Genomic DNA, 22381 nt, shown 5'->3' with positions numbered 1-22381 from the left:
GCGTTCCCGCGCAGCCGGCCGGCCAGGCCTGACGGCTCTTCCGGTGACGGCGCTCGCCGTCACCGGAAGAACCGGGGCACCGGAAGAACTGGGAGAACGGTCCTACTGGGGGACGGTGCCGCACGACTCCAGCGTGCCGCCCCGGTAGCCGGTCTGGAACGCGGTCTTGCGCTGCTGGGCGGAGCCGTGGGTCCAGGTCTCCGGGTTCACGTCCACGCCGGCCTTCTGCTCGATGCGGTCGTCGCCGACGGCCTGCGCGGCGTTGAGCGCCTCGTCCACGTCGGCCTGGCCGATCGTCACGTAGCCGTCCTTGTTGGCCAGGGTCGACCAGACGCCCGCGTAGCAGTCGGCCTGCAGCTCCAGCTGCACCGACAGCGCGTTCTCGCGGGACGGGTCCGCCTGCTGCGCGTCCCGCAGCCGGGCCTCGGTGCCGGTCAGCGTCTGGATGTGGTGGCCGACCTCGTGGGCGACGATGTACGCCTGCGCGAACCGGCCCTGGGCGCCGTACCGCTGCTGCAGCTCGTCCAGGAAACCCAGGTCGATGTAGACCTTCTGGCCGTTCGGGCAGTAGAACGGCCCGACCGACGATGACGCCTGGCCGCAGCCGGTGCTGGTGGACTGCTCGAAGTACACCAGGGTCGGGCGGGTGTACGCCTGGCCGCGGCCGGAGAAGTAGCTCGTCCAGGTCTGGTTGACCTCGTTGAAGACCTTCAGGACGAAGCAGTCGTCGTACTTGTCGAGCGCCCCGGCGGTGTTGCAGCGGGCCGCCAGGTCGGCCGCCGCCGAGGCGCCCGCGCCGGTGCCGCCGGCCGGCAGGCCGGTCGTGCCGCCTGACCCCGTGGTGCCGCCGCCGAGCAGCGTCACCAGGAGATAGATCACCACGCCGACGACGCCGAGCCCGCCGCCGCCGAGCGCGATCCGCCCGCCCGAACCCCTCCCGCCGCGCTGGTCGTCCAGCTGCGAGGTGTCGACCGACTGGTCGTCGAACTCCATGGCCCGCCTCTCGGTACCCGCCGTGATCGATGCCCGAGCCGGGCGGGACGTTCATGCCCCAACAGGCACCGAGTATGTCAACGGGGACAAAGGGCCCGGCAGCGGCCCGGCAGCGAGGCGGGGTGGTCCGCTGCGGCCGGGCGAGGTCGCGCTCGGGATGGACCAGCCGGCGTCCCGCCGCCCACACGACGGCGCCGCACCCGAAGCCGTAGGAGGCCACCAGGCCGTGCCCGTTGTCCTGGGCGAACCACATCGCGAGGCCGAGCGGCAGCACCGCGAGCGCGATCAGTCGCTCCTTGGGGCGAGCCACCCCACCCATCATGATCGGCGTCTAGGCCCTGGGGTGGTCGTGGAAACGGCCCCACCACGACCACCCCAGGGCCAGAACCGCGATCTTGGGGCGCCATGGGCGGGCGGGGCCTGGGCGCTCGGCGGCTCAGACCGGTGGTTCGGCGGGGTGGTGTGGCGGCGGGCCGTGGTGCGCGGCCGCGGCGGGGCCGTCGCCGTCGGCCCAGACGACCCGGCAGTCGGCGCAGTGCCGGCCCGGCGACCAGGCCCGCTTCGACTCGGCCCGTCCGTCCGGCGGGTCCCGGTGCCGGTGGTGCGCGCAGGCCAGCCGCAGCAGGCGTGGCGTGCGCGGGCGGTGGCCGGTCACACCCGCCCTCGGCCGTCGCAGGAGACGCAGACGTCGACGGCCTGCGCGCCGCGGTGTTCTCGTTGGACGAAGCCGGTACCGCCGCAGCCGCCGCAGGTCAGCGGCCCGCGGTCGGCGTGCTCGTCCTCGGGCGGCGGGCCGTAGGTCGCGCCACCGCGCTTCTCCTCACGGCCGAACCGCATGTCGCCCTGGCGGCGCCCGCCGGCGCCCTGCCGTCTCATGATCCGACAAACTAGGAGGCCGGCCCGGCTATGACTACCCGGCCTACCGTGGTCCTCCGTGTCCACCTCATCTACAACCGTGTAGCGGTTGCGCCTTGGCAAACCCGCCCCACCAAGCACAACGGCCCGCTCCGGCGAGGGAGCGGGCCGAGCACGTCCCGTGACGCGGCTGGCGAGGTCAGGCCGAGGTGGGCAAACCCAGGCGCAGGCGCTTCGGGTTGGCCACCGGGCCGATCGCGATCACGTCCGACTCGACCGGGGCGGTCTCGGCCGCGACCTGCTCGGCCGCGGTGTCCCGCTGGACCGGCAGGGCGAATCCGGCCGTAGCCACAGCCGCCTCGTTCAGTTCCATCCGGATGAACCTCCTTGGTGCCTCGAATGTCCCTCGAACCGGGATGCGGGCGACGCGCACTGCGCAGTCCGCACCAAAACGGTATCGAGCGGGCGCGCGGGGCCAACCCCTGACCGCCCCACCAGCGCGATAGTTGCGTCACAATCCGATCGGGTCCCGTTGGACTTTGCTAGGCAGGAGTGCGCAGGTTGGGCGGGTGGGGAGGTCCGATGGACGGCACCGGTCAGGTGGACGGGACGGCGGGCACGGCGGTGACAGATCGCTGGGTCGACGTCGACGGGCCGGTGTACTACGCGGACTTCGGCGGGCCGGCTGACGGGCCGCTGATCGTCTGTGTCCACGGGCTGGGCGCGTCGCACACCAGCTGGTGGACCTTCGGGCCGCTGCTGGCCCGGCATGGTCGGGTGCTCGCGCTGGACCTGGCCGGGTTCGGCCGCACGGTCGCCGGCGGCCGGCGGACCGACGTGGAGTCCAACCGGCGGCTGCTGGCCGGCTTCCTGGCCGCCGTGGCGGGGGAGAGGCCCGCGCTGCTCGTCGGCAACTCGATGGGCGGGATGATCAGCGTGCTGCAGGCCGCGGCTGACCCGCGCTCGGTCGCCGGGCTGGTACTGGTCTCGCCGGCGCTGCCGATTCCCCGGCTGCGGCCGCCGGACGCCTCGATCCTCGGCATGTTCGCCGGGATGGCGCTGCCCAAGGTCGGCTCGATGGTCCTGGCGCGCCGCCGGGAGGTCTACACCGCGGAGCAGCTCGTCGAGCAGGCCCTGATCCGTACCACCGTGGACGCGCGGCGGGTGCCGGCGGACGCCTTCGCCGCCATGGTGGCGCTGTCGAAAGAGCGGGCCGAGCTGCCGGGCGGCGGCGCGGGCAGTGACGCGGCGCTGGTGACGGCGACCCGGTCGGTCGTCGGGCGCCTCGCCCGGCCGCGGGACCTCGCAGCCGCCGTCGCCGCGGTGACAGCGCCGACCCTGCTCGTCCACGGCCGGCAGGACCGGCTGGTGCCGGTCGCGGCCGCGCGGCACGCCGCTCGCCGCCGGCCCGACTGGCGCTGCGAGATCCTCGACGACTGCGGGCACCTGGCGCAGCTGGAGGCCCCGGACCAGACCATCGCGCTGGTCGAGGACTGGCTGGAAGGCGTGGGCGCCGAAGCGCTGCGCCCGGACCCGGCGGCGATCCCAGCACAGCAGGCGACGGCGTCCTAGCGGCCGGCCCGCCGGCGCGTCTGGCGGCCGAAGTGGCCCGCCACCGCCGCGTGCGCCGCCGAGGGCGAACGGGCGTTCGTGTCGGGCGCGGCATTGTCGGACCCTGCCGCTAGGCTGCAGCCACCCACGGAAACCCACCCCATCTGGACGCGACGGTCCATCCTGTTCGCTGCCCTGCGGGCAGCTCCCGCGGTCCGCGACATCCGCCCGGGGGGCGACCCCCGGAACCCCCGGTGCCGCGCTTCGCACGGCCGGAGGGCGGGGGATCCGTTCGAACTGTTTGACCTGTCCGACCCGCCTGGTCGTCCCCCCGCGGCCCTGGTGCGGGTCCGACCGCTTCGACGAGCGCGCTCTGGCGTGCGGGAAGGCCTGCCGTGTCCGACTCGTTCGTGCATCTGCATGTCCACACCGAGTACTCGATGCTCGACGGAGCCGCCCGGCTCAAGGACATGTTCACCGAGGTCAGCCGGCAGCAGATGCCCGCGGTGGCGATCACGGACCACGGCTACATGTACGGGGCCTACGACTTCCACAAGCAGGCGACCGCGGCCGGCGTGAAGCCGATCATCGGGTGCGAGGCCTACGTCGCGCCGGAGTCGAGGCTGCTCAAGCAGCGGGTCCGCTGGGGCGAGCCGCACCAGAAGAGCGACGACGTCTCCGGTAGCGGCTCGTACACCCACATGACCATCTGGGCCCGCAACGCCGAGGGCCTGCACAACCTGTTCCGGCTGAACTCGCGTGCCTCCCTCGAGGGCCACTACATCAAGTGGCCCCGGATGGACCGGGAGATCATCTCCGAGCACTCCGCCGGCCTGATGGCGACGACGGGCTGCCCGTCCGGCGAGGTGCAGACCAGGCTGCGGCTCGGCCAGCCCGAGCTTGCCCTGAAGGCGGCGGCCACCTACCAGGAGATCTTCGGCCCGGAGAACTACTTCTGCGAGATCATGGACCACGGCATCGAGATCGAGCGCCGGGTCCGCGACGGCCTGATCGACATCGCCGGCAAGCTGAACATGCGGTTCGTCGTCACCAACGACTCGCACTACACCTACGAGTCCGAGCGCACGACGCACGCGGCGCTGCTGTGCGTGCAGACCGCCTCGACGGTGGCGAACCCGTCGTTCCAGTTCGAGGGCTCGGGCTACTTCCTCAAGAGCGCCGACCAGATGCGCGCCATCGACTACTCCGACGCCTGGCGCGAGGGCTGCGACACCACCCTGCTCATCGCCGAGCGGGTCGACACCACCGGCATGTTCCCCAAGCACAACCTCATGCCCGTCTTCCCGACCCCCGAGGGGGAGACCGAGGAGACGTTCTTCCGCGCCGAGGTGCTGCGCGGCATGGAGCGGCGCTTCCCGGGTGGCATCGACGAGAAGCACCGCAAGCAGGTCGAGTACGAGATCGGCGTCATCCTGCAGATGGGATTCCCGTCGTACTTCCTGGTCGTCGCGGACTTCATCATGTGGGCGAAGAACAACGGCATCGCGGTCGGTCCCGGCCGTGGCAGCGCCGCCGGCTCGCTGATCGCCTACGCGCTCGGCATCACCGACCTCGACCCGCTGCCGCACGGGCTGATCTTCGAGCGCTTCCTCAACCCCGAGCGCGTCTCGATGCCGGACATCGACATCGACTTCGACGACCGCAGGCGCGCGGACGTCATCCGGTACGTGACGGAGAAGTGGGGCGAGGACCGGATCGCCCAGATCGTCACCTACGGCACCATCAAGGCGAAGGCCGCCATCAAGGACTCGGCCCGGGTGCTCGGCTACCCGTACGCCGTCGGTGACCGGATCACCAAGGCCATGCCGCCGATGGTGATGGGCAAGGACATCCCGCTGCCCGGCATCTTCGACCCGAAACACCCGCGGTTCAGCGAGGCCGGCGAGATCAGGGCGCTCTACGAGTCCGACGCCGACGTCCGCAAGGTGATCGACACGGCCAAGGGCCTTGAGGGTCTGATCCGGCAGGCCGGCGTGCACGCGGCCGGGGTCATCATGTCCGCCGAGCCGATCATCGACCACATCCCGGTGTGGCGCCGCGACGCCGACGGTGTGATCATCACGCAGTTCGACTACCCGACCTGCGAGAACCTCGGCCTGCTGAAGATGGACTTCCTCGGACTGCGCAACCTCACCGTCATGGACGACGCGGTACGCAACGTCGAGTCCAACCGGGGCATCAAGATCGACCTGCTGAGCCTGGGCCTGGACGACAAGACGACCTACGAGCTGCTCTCCCGCGGTGACACCCTCGGGGTGTTCCAGCTCGACGGCGGCCCACTGCGCTCGCTGCTGCGGCTGATGCGCCCGGACAACTTCGAGGACATCTCCGCCGTCATCGCGCTCTACCGGCCCGGCCCGATGGGTGCCAACTCGCACACCAACTACGCGCTGCGCAAGAACGGCCAGCAGGAGATCACCCCGATCCACCCCGAGCTCGGTACCGCGCTCGACGAGGTCCTCGGCACGACCTACGGCCTGATCGTCTATCAGGAGCAGGTCATGGCGATCGCGCAGGTGGTCGGTGGCTACAGCCTCGGCCAGGCGGACCTGCTGCGCCGTGCGATGGGCAAGAAGAAGAAGGAGATCCTCGACAAGGAGTTCGCCCCGTTCTCGGCCGGGATGAAGGCCAACGGGTACACCGACGCGGCGATCAAGACGCTGTGGGACATCCTCGTCCCGTTCTCCGACTACGCGTTCAACAAGGCGCACAGCGCCGCGTACGGGCTGGTCTCCTACTGGACCGGCTACCTGAAGGCCAACTACCCGGCCGAGTACATGGCCGCGCTGCTCACCTCGGTGCGCGACGACAAGGACAAGAGCGCGATCTACCTGAACGAGTGCCGCCGGATGGGCATCAAGGTGCTGCCTCCCGACGTCAACATCTCCGACGCCGACTACACCGCGCACGGCGAGAGCGAGATCCGCGTCGGCCTCGCCGCGATCCGCAACGTCGGCATCAACGTCGTCGAGTCCATCACGCGGACCCGCAAGGTCAAGAGCGCGTTCACCTCGTTCCCCGACTTCCTCGACAAGGTCGAGGCCGTCGTCTGCAACAAGCGGACCATCGAGTCGCTGATCAAGGCGGGCGCGTTCGACTCGTTCGGCCACACCCGCCGCGGCCTCGTCGAGAAGCACGAGCAGGCCGTCGACGCGGTGATGGCGGTGAAGAAGAAGACCGCCGAGGGGCAGTTCGACCTGTTCGCGTTCGGCGGTGACGACGAGGACGGCTCGCCGCTGGCCACCCCCGGCCTCGGCGTCGGCGAGTTCTCCGAGAAGGAGTGGGACAAGGCCGTCCTGCTCTCGCACGAACGGGAGATGCTCGGCCTCTACGTCTCGGACCACCCGCTGTCCGGCGTCGAGCACGTGCTGGCCGCGAAGGCCGACACCACGGTGGCCAACCTGGTCGACTACCCGGACGGCGCCGTCGTCACCATCGGCGGCATCATCTCCAGCCTGCAGCGCAAGGTCACCAAGCAGGGCAAGGTGTGGGCGCTGACCACCATCGAGGACCTCGAAGGTGGCCTGGAGGTGATGTTCTTCCCCGCGACCTACGAGACCTGCGCGACCCAGCTGTCCGAGGACGCGGTCGTCATCGTCAAGGGCCGGCTCGACAAGCGGGAGGACGCGCCGCGCCTCGTCGCGTCCGAGCTGACCGTCCCGGACCTGTCCGAGCAGGCGCTCTCCCCGCCGGTGGTGATCACCCTGCCGACGGTGCGGGTGAACGCGCCGACGGTCGACCGGCTGCGTGAGGTGCTCGCCGACCACCCCGGCACGACCGAGGTGCACCTGCACCTGCAGTCCCCGCACCGCACGACGCTGCTGCGCCTGGACGACGCGTTCAAGGTCCGCCGGACGCCCGCCCTGATGGGTGACCTGAAGGCCCTGCTCGGCGCCTCAGCCGTCGCCTGACCGAGACGGCCGCCTGGCCGAAACGGCGACGGCCGCGATCTGGGGTCAGGACGCGGCCCCGTCACCGTCCCGGTAGTCGGAGTGACGCGGGTGCTCCACGCGCGGGCCGCGGCGCGGCGCGCCCCGCCCGTCGCGGGACGTCCGGCCGCCGCCGCCTGCGCGGTTGCCGAAACCGGACCGGTCGGCGCCGTACCGGCCGCCGCCGTCCCGGGACGGCTGGCCGTAGCGGCCACCCTGCCGGTCGGTCGCCGGGCGCGGTGCCGGGATCGAGCCGGGCTCGACCCGCGGCGCCGGCGGACCGGCGATCTCGGCGACCAGCGGGTCGTTCGGACCCACCGGAGTGATCTGGGTGTCGACCCCGGCGGTGCGCAGCATCGCGCGGACCTTGCCCCGGTCCGCCGCCAGCGTCACCAGCACGTCGGCGCCTTCGGCCCCGGCCCTGGCTGTCCGGCCGCCACGGTGCTGGTAGGTCTTGGAGTCCTCCGGCGGACCCATGTGCACGACGAGCCGCACGTCGTCGACGTGGATGCCGCGGGCGGCGACATCGGTGGCGACCAGCACCCGGCGGGTGCCGTCGGCGAAGCCGGCGAGCGCCCGGGTACGGGCGCCCTGCGGCAGGCCGCCGTGCAGCGGCTCGGCCGGCACGCCGGCCTTCGTCAGGTCGGCGGCCACGTGGTCGGCGTCCCGCTGGGTCCGCACGAACACCAGCGTGCGGCCCTGGCCACCTGTCAGGGCGGTGACGACCTCAAGCTGGCTGTACCGGTCGGAAGCCTCCAGGGCGTGCCGACGCAGCGTCGTGACCTGGCTGTTCTCCGAGTCGACCGCGACGAGCACCGGCTCGGGCAGGTACTCCCGGACCAGCACCTCGACCTCGCGGTCGAGGGTGGCGCTGAACATCAGCCGCTGGGCCGCGGGTGAGGTCGCGTCGAGGATCGACCTGACGGCGGGCAGGAAGCCGAGGTCGCACATGTAGTCGGCCTCGTCGAGGACGGTGACCTCGACCTCGTCGAGCTGGCAGGCACCCCGCTCGACGAGGTCGAGCAGCCGCCCGGGCGTGGCGACGACGATGTGCACGCCCCGGCGCATCATCGAGATCTGCCGGGAGATGGATGTGCCGCCGTACACGGGCCGAAGCCACAGGCCGACGGAACGGGACAGCGGGTCGAGCGCGTCGCTCACCTGCTGGGCGAGCTCGCGGGTCGGCACGAGGATGAGCCCGCGCGGGCGCAGCGGCGTCGCCGCGCCGCGCCCGGCCAGCCGGGCCAGCATCGGCAGGCCGAAGCCGAGCGTCTTGCCCGAGCCGGTCTTGGCCCGGCCGAGCACGTTCTCCCCGGCGAGCACGTCGGGCAGGGTCGCCGCCTGCACCGGGAAGGGCGTGCTGATGCCGCGTTCGGCGAGCGCCCGGACGAGCCGGGCCGGCAGGCCGGCGGCCTCGAACGACTCGACCGGCGGCCGAGGCTCACGGGTAGGCAGCGCCGGACGGGCCGGTGCCGGGCGCCGGCCGAGGCTGCTGCCGCGGCGTGAGCCGCCGGAACGGTTACCGCCGTAGCCGCCGTGGCCGGAGCCCGAACGGGTGCGCCCGCCGCTGCCGCGCGCGGGGCGCGCCGGACGGCCGCCCGTGGGCGAGCCGCCTGGGTTGCTGGGATGTGTCGCGGAATTGCTGGGTTGAGACAGTGGAGCCCTCGATCAGGTCGGGGCCACCGCGCACATGCGCGAACACGAGCCGGCGGCCGGTACACACGGCCGGGTTCGCGAGGGATTGTCCGGGGGTCTTCCCCGGACCGTCAGCACCGCCCCGCAGCACACGACCAGGCCAGCGTCCACGGGTGAACCAGTGTCGGACCCTCGGGCCGAGCGAACTCGACATGAAGGTACAGGGGGCGGACATCCACCCCCCGGCCAGACATCGTGGCGTTCCGGGGCGCTGGCCGAAAGCCAGCGGACATGCGGGGCCGGTACCGCTCGCACCGACCTCTCACGCCCTGCCGTGAAGCGTCTTCTGACGCGGTTTGGCGGGGCGCGTGACGGCGGGAGCGGCCGTCAGTGCTCTCACGTTACCTGGCCGGCCGGCCTGGACGAGCCTCGGTGTGTGCTGGGCAACGAATGGACCCTCGAAGGCAGGGTCCGATGCACCCCCCAGCCGAGCAGCGCGAGCACGGCGACGGTGACCAGATACGCGCCGGTCACGGCGTCTCGGCCATGGTTGGCGCGGGCCAGCGCCCAGCACAGCTCGAGGCCGGCGCCCGCGATCGCCGCCACGCCGGCCACCCAGGGGGCGAGCTCCCGCGCCAGGCCGACGGCCGAGGTCCCGGGCGGGTGGGTGGGCTGGTGGCGCCCGAGCTGGCGGCGCACCGCGTCGCGCAGCGGCGCGGCGACGAGCAGGGCGACGACGAGCCCGGACACCGCGATCTCGGGCGGAGTGCTCAGGTGCGGGGTGACGAGCAGCCAGCTGACCGCGGTCGCGACGGCCAGCGCCCCGGTCCGTTCGCCGCCCTCCACGACGAGCAGCGGGACGGCGAGCAGCAGCAGGTAGTGGCTCCAGACGATCGGCGACGCGAGCAGCGCCGCGGCGACGGTGACCGTGAACAGCAGCCGGTCCTCGCCCGCGTCCGGGACCCGGGCGACGGACGGGAGCAGCTTGGGCCGGCGGCGGCGTACGGCCAGCCAGGAGCCGGCGAGCAGCGCGGCCGCGAGGGCGCGCGCCGCCCAGGTCGCGGCGCCCAGGCCCAGCCCGGCGTTCATGAGCAGCCCGGTGAGGCTCAGCCCGTCGGGCGCCTCCGCCCGGGCGAGCGTGTCGAGCATGCCGGAGTAGGTAGTCAGCCCGACCGGGCTCATCGCCTGGCCGACGCCGAACAGCACGGCCAGGGCGCCGGCCGTGGCCGCCGTCGCGCGCCGCCGTCCGGTGAGCAGCAGCCACAGCGGCAGCGGCGCGAGGAACAGCTTGCTGTAGACGAGCAGCGCGGCGAGCAGACCGGCGGCCAGCGGCCGGTCGCGCAGCCGCCACAGGGCGGCGAGCCCGGCGAACATCAGCGCGTTCAGCGTGCCCATCTGCAGGCCGGTGATCGTGCAGGACGCGACGAGCACGAGCGCGTAAGCCTGCCAGCGGCGCGCGCCGGCCAGCCGGCAGCCGCCGAGCACGGCGAGCACCGAGATCCCGATGAACAGCCCCTCGGCCCCCGCGCGGGGCAGCCAGGCCAGCGGCACGAACGGGACCGCGACCAGGTAGGGATAGACGAACGCGAACCCGGAGTAGACGGCCGGGCTGCCGGGCGACGGATAGGGGTCGCGGCCGGCGTCGACGGCGGCGCCGGCGCGCAGGAACACGTCGATGTCGAAGTGCGCCTGTGGGCGCAGGTCGGCGACCCAGACCACCCGCCCCCGCGCGCCGAGCCGCCCGGGGGCGAACGCGGGCCCGCCGGCGGCCCGGGCCGGTCGGCGCAGCCGAGCCGTCATGACCGACGCCAGGCCTGTCGTCACCGGACCATGTTCCCAGACGACCGGAGCGGTCGCCGAGCGCGCCCAGGCACGGCGGCGCGCCGCGCCCCGGGGCCGCGGTCGGCGGGACCGGTCGGTCCGGCCGAGGTCTCGCAGGAGGGCCGGCTACAGGACGAGCTCGGTGACGAGATGGATCAGCAGGCCGGCGAGCGCACCCACGACGGTGCCGTTGATCCGGATGAACTGCAGGTCCCGGCCGACCTGCAGCTCGATGCGCCGCGACGCCTCGGCCGGCTCCCAGCTGGCCACCGTGTCGCCGATGATGGCCGCGATGTCGCCCTTGTAGCGGTTGACGGCCCGGGCGGCCAGGTCGCCCGCAGCCTGGTTGACGGACGCGGCGAGCTCCGGGTCGGTCGTGAGCTTCTCGCCGAACGAGGCCAGCCGGGTCGTCGCGGCGCGGCGGGGGACGGAGAACTCGTCCGTGCTCAGGTCGAGCAGGATGCCCTTGGCCGTCGCCCACATCGCCGCGACCGCGTCGGCGGCCGCAGGGGAGGCGAGCGCCTGCGTCTTGAACTCCTCGACCTTCTCCCGCATCGAGGCGTCGGTCCGCAGCTTGCGGGCCAGGTCGGTGAGGAACCCGTCGAGGTTCTGGCGCAGGCGGTGGTCCCGGTCGGCCCGCAGCGAGCCGATCAGCCGGACGGCCTCGGTGTAGACCTTGTTCGCGACGGCCTCGTCGACCCAGCGCGGCGACCAGACCGGGGCATGCTCCAGCACCAGTCCGCGCACCGCGTCGGGGTTCTTGACCAGCCATTCCTGGGCGTGGTCGAGCAGCACGTCTGCGGCGCGGTGCTGGAGCCCGTCGGCCATCGCCCGGTCGAGCAGCGCCCCGAGCACCGGCGCCCACGGCACGTCCACCAGCCGGGGCAGCACCGACTTCTCGACCAGCTCGACGACGAGCGCGTCGTTCATCTTCTCCAGCGCGCTCGCGAGCCGGCCGGCGACCTCGGTGCTGACCCGGTCGGCGTTGGGCGGCTGGCGCAGCCAGTCGCCGACCCGGGCGGCGGCCCCGATCTGGGCGACCTTGCCGCGCACGACCGGCTCGGCGAGGAAGTGGGTGGCGACGAAGGACTCCAGGCCACGGCCCAGGTCGTCCTTGCGCTTGCGGATGATCGCCGTGTGCGGGATCGGCAGCCCGAGCGGGTGGCGGAACAGCGCGGTGACGGCGAACCAGTCGGCGAGCGCGCCGACTGTGCCGGCCTCGGCGCCGGCCCGGACGTACCCGACCCAGCCGGGCGCTCCGTGCCAGAGCGACGTGGCGATGTAGACGGCGACGGCAGCGACCAGCAGGCACGTGGCGACGGTGCGCATCCGGCGCAGTCCGGAGCGCAGCGCGGCCTGCGCCTGCTCGTCCGGTGCGCCGTCCACAGGTCCCCCGGTCATCTCGACACATGGTCGCTGCGGGCCACCCTACGGGTTTCGCCCCGGGTTTCGCCGGGCCGGCAGGGAGGGCCCCGCGGGCGAACCGCGACCGGGCCAGCCTTGAGGGGCGGGCCCGGCCGCCGGGCCGGACGGACGCGCCGGTCAGGGCGCCCCAGGGTCGGTCAGGGTGCCAGGGTGTCGAGCAGGGGGCTGGAGAAGATCCGGGCCGGGTCGTAGGTGTCCAGGGTCGCGAGGGCCGTGTCCCAGGTGTCGCCCGGCGCCTGGCCGGCGCGCAGCGCGTTCGGGATCGTCGTGCCGATCATCGTCGGGTCGGCCCAGGCGGCGCTGTTCGTGTAGCCCCAGCCCTTCGACCACTCGGGCCGGGCCGCGGCGTAGGAACCGGAGTAGTTCGAGAACACCCAGGCCTCGACCTCCCGGTAGAACTGGTTCGCGTACGGCGTGCCCGGCACGGTCAGGATGTCCAGCCAGACGGCGACGTCCCACTCGGGGTGGTCCGGTCGAGGCCGCAGCGCCGACAGCTGCGGCGAGCCGGCCGACGGCACCTGGACGTCCCCACCCGCGTCGAGACCGGTGACCCTGATCTCGACCGGCCCGTTCATCGGGAACTGGTTGTTGTTCTGATAGGTCGTCAGCTTGGCGCGGTAGTAGGTGCAGAACTCGTTGACGACGCGCTGGATGTTCGCCCGGCTGGTCAGGATCGCGTAGCCGTTGGCGGTGACCCGCAGCGTGCTCGGCCGGACGTAGAGCGTCAGGTCCTTCGACCAGCCCCAGATGTCGTAGGTCAGCGTGCTGATCAGCCCGGCGCCGACGACCGCGATCTGGGTCGTCCCGAGCGTCGGGGCGAGCTGCGGGGCGCCCGTCGAGATCTGCGCGACGAGGTCGGTGATCGACGACGGCAGGTTGTCGGAGAACGAGTAGTTGTAGGGGCTGGAGACCTGCCGGGACAGCAGGGGCTTGTTCGGGCTGCGGGTCCACACCTTCAGCCACGGGTTGTCGGTGAACGGGAACCAGATCGCCTCGACCCGGCCGGCGGAGTTGACGTAGCTGGCGAACGTGCGGCCCGACGACCCGGGTGCCGCGAACAGCTCGGTCCAGTTGATGTTGAACCAGCTCTGGCAGCGCAGCCGCTGGTTCGCGCCGACCTGCAGGGTGACCTCGGTGAGGAACGCCCGGCCCAGGTGGGCGAGGAACGCCTTCGAGGCCGCGTCCGCCCGGCTGAACGTCTTCAGCACGTACTGGGTCGTGCCCGGGTCCCAGACGACGGCCGTCAGCGACGTGATCAGGTTCGACAGCGAGCCGTAGGTGGTGCCGGCGACCCGCGTCTCGCCGCTGGCCGGGACCGCCGTGCCGTGGGCGTCGATCGCGAGCACCCCGCCGACGGTGAGGTCGCCGGGGGCCGGGTTCGCGGTGAGCCCGTAGCCGGCGGACTGCAGCTGGGTGAGCAGGCTGTCCATCGTGACGCCGGTCTGCGCCCGCACCGTCGCCGGCGTCGACCCGCTCGGCCCGTTGATCGTGACGGCGGTGAGGTGCTGGGTGGTGTCGACGAGGATGACGTTGTCGCCGGACGAGCCGACGGCGAGCGTCAGCGGCGACCAGCCGTGGCCCATGCCGCGCGGCCGGATCCGGTAGTTGTTCGCCTTCGCCCAGTTGGCGAGGGTCACCACGTCCGCCGGGCTGGCCGGCGCGCAGGTCCACACCCCGGTGACGTCGATCTCCCCGGACCAGTTCTTGAACTCCTGGCGGTACAGCGAGATGCCGGCGGGGAAGTTGGGCGGGGCCGGCGGGTCGGCGTAGGCCGCCGCCGCGCCCAGCGCGGGGGTCCAGCCGGCCGCGGTCACCGCCGCGGCGCCGATCGCGCCCGCGAGCACCGCCCGCCGGGTGCCGCCGCGCCCCGGTGCCGGCCCGGAGCCCGGTAAGCCCGCTAACCCACCGTCGTCGGCGCCGTCGTTGCCCGCCTCGACGCCGATGCCGTCCTGCTGTTGCCCCATCGCGCTCTCCTCGGTGCCGCGTCCGCACTATCTGACGGGTCGTCAGATAGTGCGGGCATGACGGTAGAAGCGCGGGAGAGCATGGTCAACAGTCGAGATTTTGTTTCGCAAAGGCCCAGGTAGCGGGGCTCGTCGCTGGCGAGCCGCGGGCAGGCGGCTGGATAGCAGTGAAACCCACGTCTTACGGGGCGTCAGAAACATGCCGCCGGAGCGTGGGAGGATGGCTACGGAAGGTAGCTGCCGCTGTGGTCGCGCGGCCCCTGCCCCTGGTCGGAGCCCATCGCGTCCGGGCGGCGTAGGCGCCGCCGCCGGCGGGCCCGCAGGCCGATGATTGTCAGGTCGACGATGGCGGTCGCGCCGGCGAGGCAGAGCAGGATGGCGGGCACGGTCCAGCCGGCGGCCGCGAACAGGCCGGCGACGACACCGCAGAACACCAGGCCGAACACGGCCAGCGCCGCCCGCAGCCCCAGCGCCGAGCGAGCCGGAGCCACGCCGGTGAGGGCCGAGAACCTGCTGCCGGCCGGTCGACGCGCCCCCTCCGGCCGACGCTGGCGAGGAAGGATCCGAGTCACCCGAGCGGTGTGCCCTGGCCTTGTCCGGCGAACCGCCCACCGGCCGGGGGCGAAGGCCCCAGGACCATCGGGCGTGACCACTCGGTCACCGCGCGCACCCGTCGCGGACCATCAGCCGACCGACGCGGCTCCGGCCGGCTGCGGCGCGGTCCCGAGGACGTCGGCCGGGCTCAGGCCCGCGAGGCCGTGCGCGGCCGCGACCGGTGGGCAGGTGACCTGGCCGTCGTGGGTGTTCAGGCCGCGGGCGAGGGCCGGGTCGCGGCGCATCGCGCCACGCCAGCCGCCCTCGGCGATCGCGAGCGCGTACGGCAGGGTCGCGTTCGTCAGCGCGTGCGTCGACGTGCGCGGGACGGCCCCCGGCATGTTCGCGACGCAGTAGAAGACGGTGTCGTGCACCCGGTAGGTCGGGTCGTCGTGCGTGGTCGGGTGGGTGTCCTCGAAGCAGCCGCCCTGGTCGACCGAGATGTCGACCAGCACCGCGCCCGGCCGCATCCGGGCGACCAGCGCGTTGCTGACCAGCTTCGGTGCTCGGGTCCCCGGGACGAGCACGGCGCCGATCACCAGGTCGGCGCCCAGCACGGCCCGCTCCAGCTCGTAGGCGGTGGAAGCGACGGTGCGGACCCGGCCCGCGAACCGCGCGTCGGCGGCGCGCAGCCGGCCGAGATCCAGGTCCAGCAGCGTGACGTCGGCCCGCATGCCGGCGGCGATCGCGGTCGCGTTCAGCCCGGCGACCCCCGCGCCGATCACGACCACCTTCGCCGGGTCGACGCCGGGTACCCCGCCGAGCAGCACGCCGCGCCCGCCGGCCGCGGCCATCAGCGCGTTCGCGCCGACCTGGGGGGCGAGCCGGCCGGCGACCTCCGACATTGGGGCGAGCAGCGGCAGCGACCGGTCGGCGAGCTCGACGGTCTCGTAGCCGACGGCGGTGACCCTCGCGTCCAGCAGCGCCCGGGTGCAGGGCAGCGACGCCGCGAGATGCAGGTAGGTGAACAGCACGAGGCCGGGCCGCAGCCGCTGGTACTCCTGCTCGACCGGCTCCTTGACCTTGAGGACCAGGTCGCCCGCGGCCCAGGTCTGGTCGGCGCCCTCGACGATCTTCGCCCCGGCCGCGACGTACTCGGAGTCCGGGATCATCGAGCCGGCCCCGGCGCCCTCCTCGACGAACACGTCGTGACCGTGGCGGGTCAGCTCGTTCACGCCCGCCGGGGTGACCGCCACGCGATACTCGCGGTTCTTCACCTCGCGGGGGATCGCGATCTTCACTGAGTGCTCCCTCGTCGACGTCGTGGCCCGCTTTGCCGCTCGCGGCAACTGGCCCGCTGTGCCGCTGGCGGCAACCGGCTCGCTGTGCCGCCGGCGGCAACTGGTGGGCGGCTCGGTGGGGTGCGCGCCGCCCACGGGTCAGCGTGGGTCACGGCGGGGCCTGGGTTACGGCGGCGCGCCGCGGGCCGCCCGTTCACCGGGTGGCGTCCTGTCCGTCACCGGCCTGCAATGCGGTAACCGTTGTCGTGACGATCATACGCGGCGGAAAAGTTCGTAGAGCTGCCTGGCATCCGCGCTAACCGTATGATGTGTGCGATCTTTGGGTGAGACCCCGCCTGGCTCGGTGGAAGGACTGCCGTGACGACCCTCGACGAGACAGCGACCGACCTCAGCACCGCGACCGACTCGCTCAACCGGTCGGCCGCCGCGCACCTGTGGCCGCACTTCACCCGGCTGTCGGCGCTCGCCGCCGGCGAGGCGCCCGTCATCGTCCGCGGCGACGGCGCCTACATCTGGGACTCCAACGGCCACCGGGTCCTCGACGGCCTGGCCGGGCTGTTCGTCGTCCAGGTCGGCCACGGCCGGGCCGAGCTCGCCGAGGCCGCCCGCAAGCAGGCCGAGCAGCTGGCCTTCTTCCCGCTCTGGGCGCACACCCACCCGGCCGCGATCGAGCTCGCCGAGCGGGTCGCGAACCTCGCCCCCGGCGACCTGAACCGGGTGTTCTTCACCTCCGGTGGCGGCGAGGCCGTCGAGTCGGCCTGGAAGCTGGCCAAGCAGTACTTCAAGCTGGTCGGCAAGCCGCTCAAGCACAAGGTGATCAGCCGGTCCATCGCCTACCACGGCACCACCCAGGGCGCACTGGCGATCACCGGCATCCCGAGCCTCAAGGAGATGTTCGAGCCGCTGGTGCCCGGGGGCTTCCGGGTCCCGAACACCAACATCTACCGCGCGCCGCTGTTCGGCGACGACCCGGTCGCGTACGGCCGCTGGGCCGCCGACCAGGTCGCGGTCGCGATCGAGGACGAGGGCCCGGACACCGTGGCCGCCGTCTTCCTGGAGCCGGTGCAGAACGCCGGCGGCTGCTTCCCGCCGCCGCCCGGGTACTTCCAGCGGGTCCGCGAGATCTGCGACGCCTACGACGTGCTGCTGGTCTCCGACGAGGTCATCTGCGGGTTCGGGCGCCTCGGCGCGATGTTCGGCGCGCAGCGCTACGACTACCAGCCGGACATCATCACCTGTGCCAAGGGCCTGACCTCGGGCTACTCGCCGCTCGGCGCGATGATCGCCAGCGACCGGCTCGCCGAGCCGTTCCTGCGCGGCTCGACCAGCTTCGCGCACGGCTACACCTTCGGCGGGCACCCGGTGTCGGCGGCGGTGGCGCTGGCGAACCTCGACATCTTCGAGCGCGAGGACCTCGTCGGCCACGTCGCCCGCAACACCCCCAACTTCCGGGCCACCCTGGAGAAGCTGACCGACCTGCCGATCGTCGGCGACGTCCGCGGCGACGGCTTCTTCTACGGCATCGAGCTGGTCAAGGACAGGACGACCAAGGAGAGCTTCACCGACGCGGAGTCCGAGCGGCTGCTGCGCGGGTTCATCTCGGGCGCCCTCTACGAGCGCGGCCTCTACTGCCGCGCCGACGACCGCGGCGACCCGGTCATCCAGCTCTCGCCGCCGCTGATCTGCGACCAGTCGCACTTCGACGAGATCGAGTCGATCCTGCGCTCCGTCCTGACGGAGGCCTGGACGAAGATCTGACCTGTCGGACCCCTGCCGTAGGTTGTGGCCGTCCGGGCGGGTGCCCGGGCGGCCACACCTGTCCGGGCGGGAGCGCACCGATGCGGATCAACCTGACCAGCGTCTTCGTCGACGACCAGGACAAGGCACTGCGGTTCTACACCGAGGTGCTCGGCTTCGCGAAGAAGGACGAGGTCTCGCTGGGGGAGTACCGCTGGCTGACGGTCGTCTCGCCCGAGGATCCCGACGGCGTCCAGCTGGTCCTTGAGCCCGACGCCCATCCCGCGGTCGGCCCGTACCGGTCGGCCCTCGTCGGCGACGGCATTCCGGTGACCTCGTTCGCCGTCGACAACGTCCACCAAGAGTACACGCGGCTGCGCGGCCTAGGCGTCCGTTTCACCCAGGAGCCGACGGTCATGGGCCCGGTCACGACGGCCGTCCTCGACGACACCTGCGGCAACCTCATCCAGCTCGCCCAGCACGGCTGAGCGCTGGACCGAGGTCGTCAGATCGACCGGGGCGAACAGCTTCGGTGGCGTGCGCGGGGGCACCGCCGGCTTCGTCCGTCCCGGAGTTCCCATGATCGCTGTTTTCGCCCCCCTGTGGTCGCGACCCGGTCTGTCTTCACGGCCACCAGAGGGCCAAGACGGCGATCAAGGCAACGGGGTAGGCCTTGGCGGACTCGTGGACTAACGGCCGTCCCAGGCGGCGGTGAGGCCAGCTGTCGGCTTTCTTACCATGACGGTTCTTTACCGTTTCTTTCTCGATTGCCCGACCGGGCCCCGCCTACTGTCGTGCCAACTCGCCGCGGCCCGGACAATGCACGCGCCGTCGGCCACCTGGGAGGATGGGCAGCCGAATGGCGGAAACGGGACGCTCCGGAAGCCGTCGCGCCGAGACCGTGTGTTTTCTCGTCGTCTTTATCGCGTTGCAGTCGGTCGTGATCTTGTTCTTGGAAGACGGGGACAGCCTTTGGCAGGACTTCCTCGGAGCCTTCATCGTCGCGGTGATCGCGCGTACCGTCACCTGGCTGGCCTTCGGCCGCCGGCGGCGGGCGCGCCCGTGAGCGGCCCGGCCGGCGGTCCGTCAGGCCGCGCGGCTGGGCCGCAGGCAGCGCTCCAGGAAGGTCGCGGCCGTCGTCGACAGCGGCCGGTCGAGCGGGATTCCGATCGCCAGCTGATAGCGCGGCGGATGCGGGTCGATGGGCACGAACCGTAGGTCGGTTGCCTGGTCGGCCAGCGATCCTGGGACGAACGCGACCCCGAGGCGGTGGCGGACAAGATCTACGACGGTGGCGAGGTCGGTCAGCTCCAGCTCGGGTGGCCGCCGGGTCAGCCCGGCGGCCGCGTAGGCCCGGTCGACGGCCGCGCGCACGCCCCAGCCGGTCGGGAACTCGATGAGGCCCAGCTCGCCGGTCTCGGGCAGGGTCAGCGCGTCCCGGCCGGCCAGCGGGTGGTCCGCGGCGCAGGCCAGCACGAGGGTCTCCGTCCGCAGCGTGTACAGCCGCAGGCCCGGCACCGGCCCGGTGGCCGCGAGCACCGCCAGGTCCAGCTCGCCCTCGCGCAGCCGCGCGACCTGCGCCGGCGGGCCCGACCGGCAGCCGCCTTGGCCTGGCGCGGTCAGCCGGACCTGCACCAGCGGATGGTCGGCCCGGAAGGCGGCGAGCGCGGCGAGCACGGCCCGTGGGGTCAGGCCGTCCGGGATGCCCACCGACAGCGTGCCCCGGGCACCGTCACGTACCTCCGTCACCACCTGGCGGGCCTGCCGGACCGCGCCGAGCACCCGGCGCGCCTCCGGGATCAGTGCCCGGCCGGCCTCGGTCAGCTCGACGTGCTGCGTCGTGCGCTCGAACAGGTCGACGCCCAGCTCCCGTTCCAGCGAGCGGATCGAGGCCGACACGCCGGACTGCACCATGTGCAGCCGCGTGGCGGCCCGGGTGAACCCGCCCTCCTCGGCGACCGCGAGGAAATGCTCCAACCTGCGTGGCTCCACGCCGCGTCAGACGTCGCGGGGGCGGTTGAAGTTGCGCGCCCTTAAGTACTTCCGGTGCCTGGAGACGGGTGACCAGGAGTGATCCGCCGACTCGGCGCGCCGCGGAGAACTCTGCCGTTGCGTCCGGGTGTGGCGCCGACTGCGACCGTATCGGCACCTCGTCGCGGCTGTCCCAGGTTGTCGTCGTATCGTGCGGCCCATGGTGAAGGCAAACCCTCGTTGGGTCGCCCGCAACGTGGTGCGCCGCGTCCCGCCGGCGAACGCGCATATGCCGCTGAACATGTGGACCAGCCTCTGGGGCGGTACCAACGGCCCGGGGATCGACGCGGTCTCCATCGTCAAGCGGATCGCCGACCGAGCCGGGCGACCCCTGACCGTCGTCCAGATCGGGGCGAACGACGGCGAGATGGGCGACCCGATCCATGACGCGATCGTCAACCATGGCTGGCGCGGGGTCGTCGTCGAGCCGCTGCCGCACCTGTTCACCGCGCTGGCCAACTCCTACCGGGGCGTGCCGGGCATCAGCTGCGAGCGCACGGCCATCGGCACCGAGGAGGGGACGGCGACGATGTACGCCGTCCACTGGAAGCCGAGCGACCCGGTCTGGGTCATCGGGCTGAGCTCGCTGCGCCGCGAGGTCGTCCTGGAGTCCAAGGAGCTGATCCCGGACATCGAGGACCGGATCGAGGAGATCGAGGTCCCGGTGATGCGACTGGAGACCCTGCTCGTCAAGCACGGGATCGTCCACATCGATCTCCTGCAGCTCGACACCGAGGGCTTCGACTACGAGATCATCCGGCAGATCGACTTCGCCAGCCCGTGGGCGCCGCGCCACCTGATCTACGAGGCCTGTCACCTCGGCGTGGACCTGGAGAAGGCCCGGACCCTGATCCGCGACGCCGGCTACAAGATCGTCCCCGCCGGCTACGACGACTACGCGTTCCGCCCCTGACGGCCTGACGCCTGACGGCCTGACGCCTCACGGGGCGAGCGTCAGCCGGCGGCGGCCGGCGGCCGGGTCTGGGCTGGCGCGGCGGTCGCGCCCCGCGCGGCGAGCTCGGCCGCGAGCGCCTGGATGCAGACGGCCAGGTCGTGGTCGGACAGCTGGCCCGGCGGCTGCCCACAGCGGGTGGCGGTCGTGGCTGCGGCCCCGGGCGGACCCGTCGCGGTGCCGCCGCCGGCCGCGGTGGCCGGTGCCGCCCGGCCTTGGCCTCCGATAGTCACCAGCTCCACCGGGATCCGGTTGTGGTAGCTCAGTGTGATCCGGTAGACGACGCGGCCCTGCACCTCGACGTAGCCCTGCCAGATGTCCCCGGACAGCGGGAGAAACTCGACGATCTTCCCGCCGGAGCTGACCAGACCGGGGTCGGCCTGGGACAGGAAGTCGGTGGCGCTGGCGACGAACTGGTCGAGGTTGACGACCCGCGGGTCGCTCTGGTCGAGCACGTAGTCGGTCAGCGGGTTGAGCTGACCGGCGGTGACCTCGTCGGCCGGCACGGTCTCGTAGGCGACGAACTGCTGGGAGTCGCTGCGACGCGGCACCAGTGGCGTCACCCAGTAGAGCCGGCCGTCGTCCGCGCTGCGCAGCAGGTAGTCCGAGTCGTTGCCGGCCTGGACCGACGACTTGCCCGGCACCAGGCCGAAGCCCTGCCGGTTCATCAGGCGCCGGCCCCCGGCCCACTTCACCGTGTCGCGCTGCGCCTTGACCAGTGAGTCCGGGTAGACCGGACCAGGCAGCTCGCCGGGCCGCACCGTCGGCTGGTAGTCGAACACCGCGCCGCCGGACCGGGAACCCCGCACCAGGACCACCCCGGCGGCGACCATGACGGTGCGCTGCTTGAAGTGGACCTGCCGCTGTACGGGCAGCACGATGACCGGCTCCTGGCCGGCGCAGTAGCCCCAGGCGTCACCACGGTCGAAGACGAGGCGCGGGTAACGGTCGTTGAGCAGGTGCAGGAGGCTGTTGTCCCGGCTGCCGTCGAAAGCTCGGTCGATCCTGTGGTCGCCACGGAAGAGACACTCGGTCGGGGCATCGCTGCCGCCGGTCCACTCGACGACGCCGTAGAGCGGGGTCTCCCAGCCCGACCCGTCGCGGATCGCCGACCAGGCGGCCTTCTGGCCGGTGCCGCCCGGGTAGCTGCCGGACAGGTAGGTGAACGTGTCGTCCATCAGCTCGACATTGCTGCTCGCGCTCGACGACCTGGTCATGATGATCTCGGCGCCGGCCAGCGAGCCTGGCCGGGACTGCCAGCCCTTCGGGGGCATCGTGCCCTGGCGAAGACAGGCCGGAACGTCATCTCCGTGCGGGCCCAACAGGTCGCAGCGGTGCCCGTCGCCGGTCGAGTTCCGGTTCACCAGCGTGTCGATGGCCGCCGGCGGGTTCTTCAGGTCGGGCACGACGAAGGTCGTGGACCGCTGGTAGAAGCGGGCGAGATCCTTCTCGTTGTCCCAGACCGCGCGGATGAACAGCACGACGCTGATGACCGCGAGCAGCGCGGCGATCGCGGCGATCGCCATCCGGACCTCGTAGGGGCCGTCGTCGAGCGCCCCCCGCCCCGGGGGGGGGCCGGGGGGGGGGGGGGGGGGGGGGGGGGGGGGCCGCCCCCGCCCGCGGCCCCCCCCC

General features: G+C 72.5%; 18 protein-coding genes. 6 read left to right on the top strand and 12 right to left on the bottom strand.

The window, feature by feature from the left end; genetic code table 11:
- Positions 1–102: 102 nt before the first annotated feature.
- The 4 genes from I6A60_RS35890 to I6A60_RS35875 form a co-directional block, all read right to left on the bottom strand.
- A complete protein-coding gene (locus I6A60_RS35890; protein ID WP_203016767.1) occupies positions 103–993 on the bottom strand; it encodes a neutral zinc metallopeptidase in 891 nt (296 codons plus the stop codon).
- A 436-nt stretch (positions 994–1429) separates the two neighbouring features.
- A complete protein-coding gene (locus I6A60_RS35885) occupies positions 1430–1648 on the bottom strand; it encodes a hypothetical protein (protein ID WP_203016769.1) in 219 nt (72 codons plus the stop codon).
- Positions 1645–1869: a hypothetical protein gene (locus I6A60_RS35880; protein ID WP_238436953.1), complete on the bottom strand. Its 225-nt coding sequence runs from the start codon at positions 1867–1869 to the stop codon at positions 1645–1647. Before I6A60_RS35880 ends, I6A60_RS35885 begins: the two co-directional genes overlap by 4 nt.
- Before the next feature lie 178 nt (positions 1870–2047).
- Positions 2048–2221 (bottom strand): hypothetical protein, encoded by a 174-nt coding sequence (locus I6A60_RS35875; protein WP_203016771.1) that lies wholly within the window; start codon positions 2219–2221, stop codon positions 2048–2050.
- Between the two features lie 209 nt (positions 2222–2430).
- Here I6A60_RS35875 and I6A60_RS35870 point away from each other — a divergent pair, with 209 nt between their 5' ends.
- Positions 2431–3420: an alpha/beta fold hydrolase gene (locus I6A60_RS35870; RefSeq protein WP_203016773.1), complete on the top strand. Its 990-nt coding sequence runs from the start codon at positions 2431–2433 to the stop codon at positions 3418–3420.
- Between the two features lie 374 nt (positions 3421–3794).
- Entirely contained in the window at positions 3795–7331 is a 3537-nt protein-coding gene (gene dnaE, locus I6A60_RS35865) for a DNA polymerase III subunit alpha (protein WP_203016775.1), read from the top strand.
- A 45-nt stretch (positions 7332–7376) separates the two neighbouring features.
- Here the strand turns inward: dnaE and I6A60_RS35860 are convergent, their stop codons facing one another.
- The 6 genes from I6A60_RS35860 to ald all read right to left on the bottom strand — a co-directional run bounded on the left by I6A60_RS35860 (position 7377) and on the right by ald (position 16029).
- Entirely contained in the window at positions 7377–8696 is a 1320-nt protein-coding gene (locus tag I6A60_RS35860) for a DEAD/DEAH box helicase (protein WP_203016783.1), read from the bottom strand.
- Between the two features lie 684 nt (positions 8697–9380).
- Positions 9381–10808: a glycosyltransferase 87 family protein gene (locus tag I6A60_RS35855; RefSeq protein WP_203055813.1), complete on the bottom strand. Its 1428-nt coding sequence runs from the start codon at positions 10806–10808 to the stop codon at positions 9381–9383.
- Positions 10809–10931: 123 nt separating this feature from the next.
- Complete coding sequence (locus I6A60_RS35850) at positions 10932–12206, bottom strand: DUF445 domain-containing protein (protein WP_238436952.1); 1275 nt, start codon at positions 12204–12206, stop codon at positions 10932–10934.
- Positions 12207–12367: 161 nt separating this feature from the next.
- Entirely contained in the window at positions 12368–14194 is a 1827-nt protein-coding gene (locus I6A60_RS35845) for a cholesterol oxidase substrate-binding domain-containing protein (protein ID WP_203016800.1), read from the bottom strand.
- A 224-nt stretch (positions 14195–14418) separates the two neighbouring features.
- The gene (locus I6A60_RS42350; RefSeq protein WP_307874037.1) at positions 14419–14685 is read right to left on the bottom strand and encodes a hypothetical protein; all 267 of its coding nucleotides are present in this window, start codon (positions 14683–14685) and stop codon (positions 14419–14421) included.
- Positions 14686–14877: 192 nt separating this feature from the next.
- Entirely contained in the window at positions 14878–16029 is a 1152-nt protein-coding gene (gene ald, locus I6A60_RS35835; protein ID WP_203016805.1) for an alanine dehydrogenase, read from the bottom strand.
- Positions 16030–16386: 357 nt separating this feature from the next.
- Between ald and I6A60_RS35830 the strand changes: the two genes are divergently transcribed.
- The 3 genes from I6A60_RS35830 (at position 16387) to I6A60_RS35820 (ending at position 18832) form a co-directional block, all read left to right on the top strand.
- Positions 16387–17787 carry an aspartate aminotransferase family protein gene (locus tag I6A60_RS35830; protein ID WP_203016807.1) on the top strand — a complete coding sequence of 467 codons (1401 nt, stop codon included), beginning with the start codon at positions 16387–16389 and terminating at the stop codon, positions 17785–17787.
- Between the two features lie 80 nt (positions 17788–17867).
- The gene (locus tag I6A60_RS35825; RefSeq protein ID WP_203012011.1) at positions 17868–18254 is read left to right on the top strand and encodes a VOC family protein; all 387 of its coding nucleotides are present in this window, start codon (positions 17868–17870) and stop codon (positions 18252–18254) included.
- 371 nt (positions 18255–18625) lie between these two features.
- Entirely contained in the window at positions 18626–18832 is a 207-nt protein-coding gene (locus tag I6A60_RS35820) for a hypothetical protein (protein ID WP_203012008.1), read from the top strand.
- 20 nt (positions 18833–18852) lie between these two features.
- Here I6A60_RS35820 and I6A60_RS35815 read toward each other — a convergent pair whose 3' ends face one another.
- The gene (locus tag I6A60_RS35815; protein WP_307874036.1) at positions 18853–19758 is read right to left on the bottom strand and encodes a LysR family transcriptional regulator; all 906 of its coding nucleotides are present in this window, start codon (positions 19756–19758) and stop codon (positions 18853–18855) included.
- Positions 19759–19957: 199 nt separating this feature from the next.
- On the opposite strand from I6A60_RS35815, the gene I6A60_RS35810 reads away from it, so the two are divergent.
- Positions 19958–20710, top strand: coding sequence for an FkbM family methyltransferase (locus tag I6A60_RS35810; protein WP_203012007.1), 753 nt, complete (start codon positions 19958–19960; stop codon positions 20708–20710).
- 41 nt (positions 20711–20751) lie between these two features.
- On the opposite strand, the gene I6A60_RS35805 is transcribed toward I6A60_RS35810, so the two are convergent.
- Positions 20752–22381: hypothetical protein (locus I6A60_RS35805; RefSeq protein WP_238436950.1), on the bottom strand; the 1630-nt coding region annotated here is incomplete at its 5' end.

The organism is Frankia sp. AgB1.9, from assembly GCF_016786355.1.
Taxonomy (GTDB): domain Bacteria; phylum Actinomycetota; class Actinomycetes; order Frankiales; family Frankiaceae; genus Pseudofrankia.
The sequence above is the reverse complement of the archived record's forward strand: the minus strand, read 5'-3'. Positions and strand labels throughout refer to the sequence as shown.

What these genes read in the sequence shown, in the direction of transcription:
- I6A60_RS35890 (WP_203016767.1), bottom strand. Translation starts at nt 993, where the DNA reads ATGGAGTTCGACGACCAGTCGGTCGACACCTCGCAGCTGGACGACCAG.
- I6A60_RS35880 (WP_238436953.1), bottom strand. Translation starts at nt 1,869, where the DNA reads ATGAGACGGCAGGGCGCCGGCGGGCGCCGCCAGGGCGACATGCGGTTC.
- I6A60_RS35875 (WP_203016771.1), bottom strand. Translation starts at nt 2,221, where the DNA reads ATGGAACTGAACGAGGCGGCTGTGGCTACGGCCGGATTCGCCCTGCCG.
- I6A60_RS35870 (WP_203016773.1), top strand. Translation starts at nt 2,431, where the DNA reads ATGGACGGCACCGGTCAGGTGGACGGGACGGCGGGCACGGCGGTGACA.
- I6A60_RS35850 (WP_238436952.1), bottom strand. Translation starts at nt 12,206, where the DNA reads ATGACCGGGGGACCTGTGGACGGCGCACCGGACGAGCAGGCGCAGGCC.
- I6A60_RS35845 (WP_203016800.1), bottom strand. Translation starts at nt 14,194, where the DNA reads ATGGGGCAACAGCAGGACGGCATCGGCGTCGAGGCGGGCAACGACGGC.
- I6A60_RS35825 (WP_203012011.1), top strand. Translation starts at nt 17,868, where the DNA reads ATGCGGATCAACCTGACCAGCGTCTTCGTCGACGACCAGGACAAGGCA.
- I6A60_RS35820 (WP_203012008.1), top strand. Translation starts at nt 18,626, where the DNA reads ATGGCGGAAACGGGACGCTCCGGAAGCCGTCGCGCCGAGACCGTGTGT.
- I6A60_RS35810 (WP_203012007.1), top strand. Translation starts at nt 19,958, where the DNA reads ATGGTGAAGGCAAACCCTCGTTGGGTCGCCCGCAACGTGGTGCGCCGC.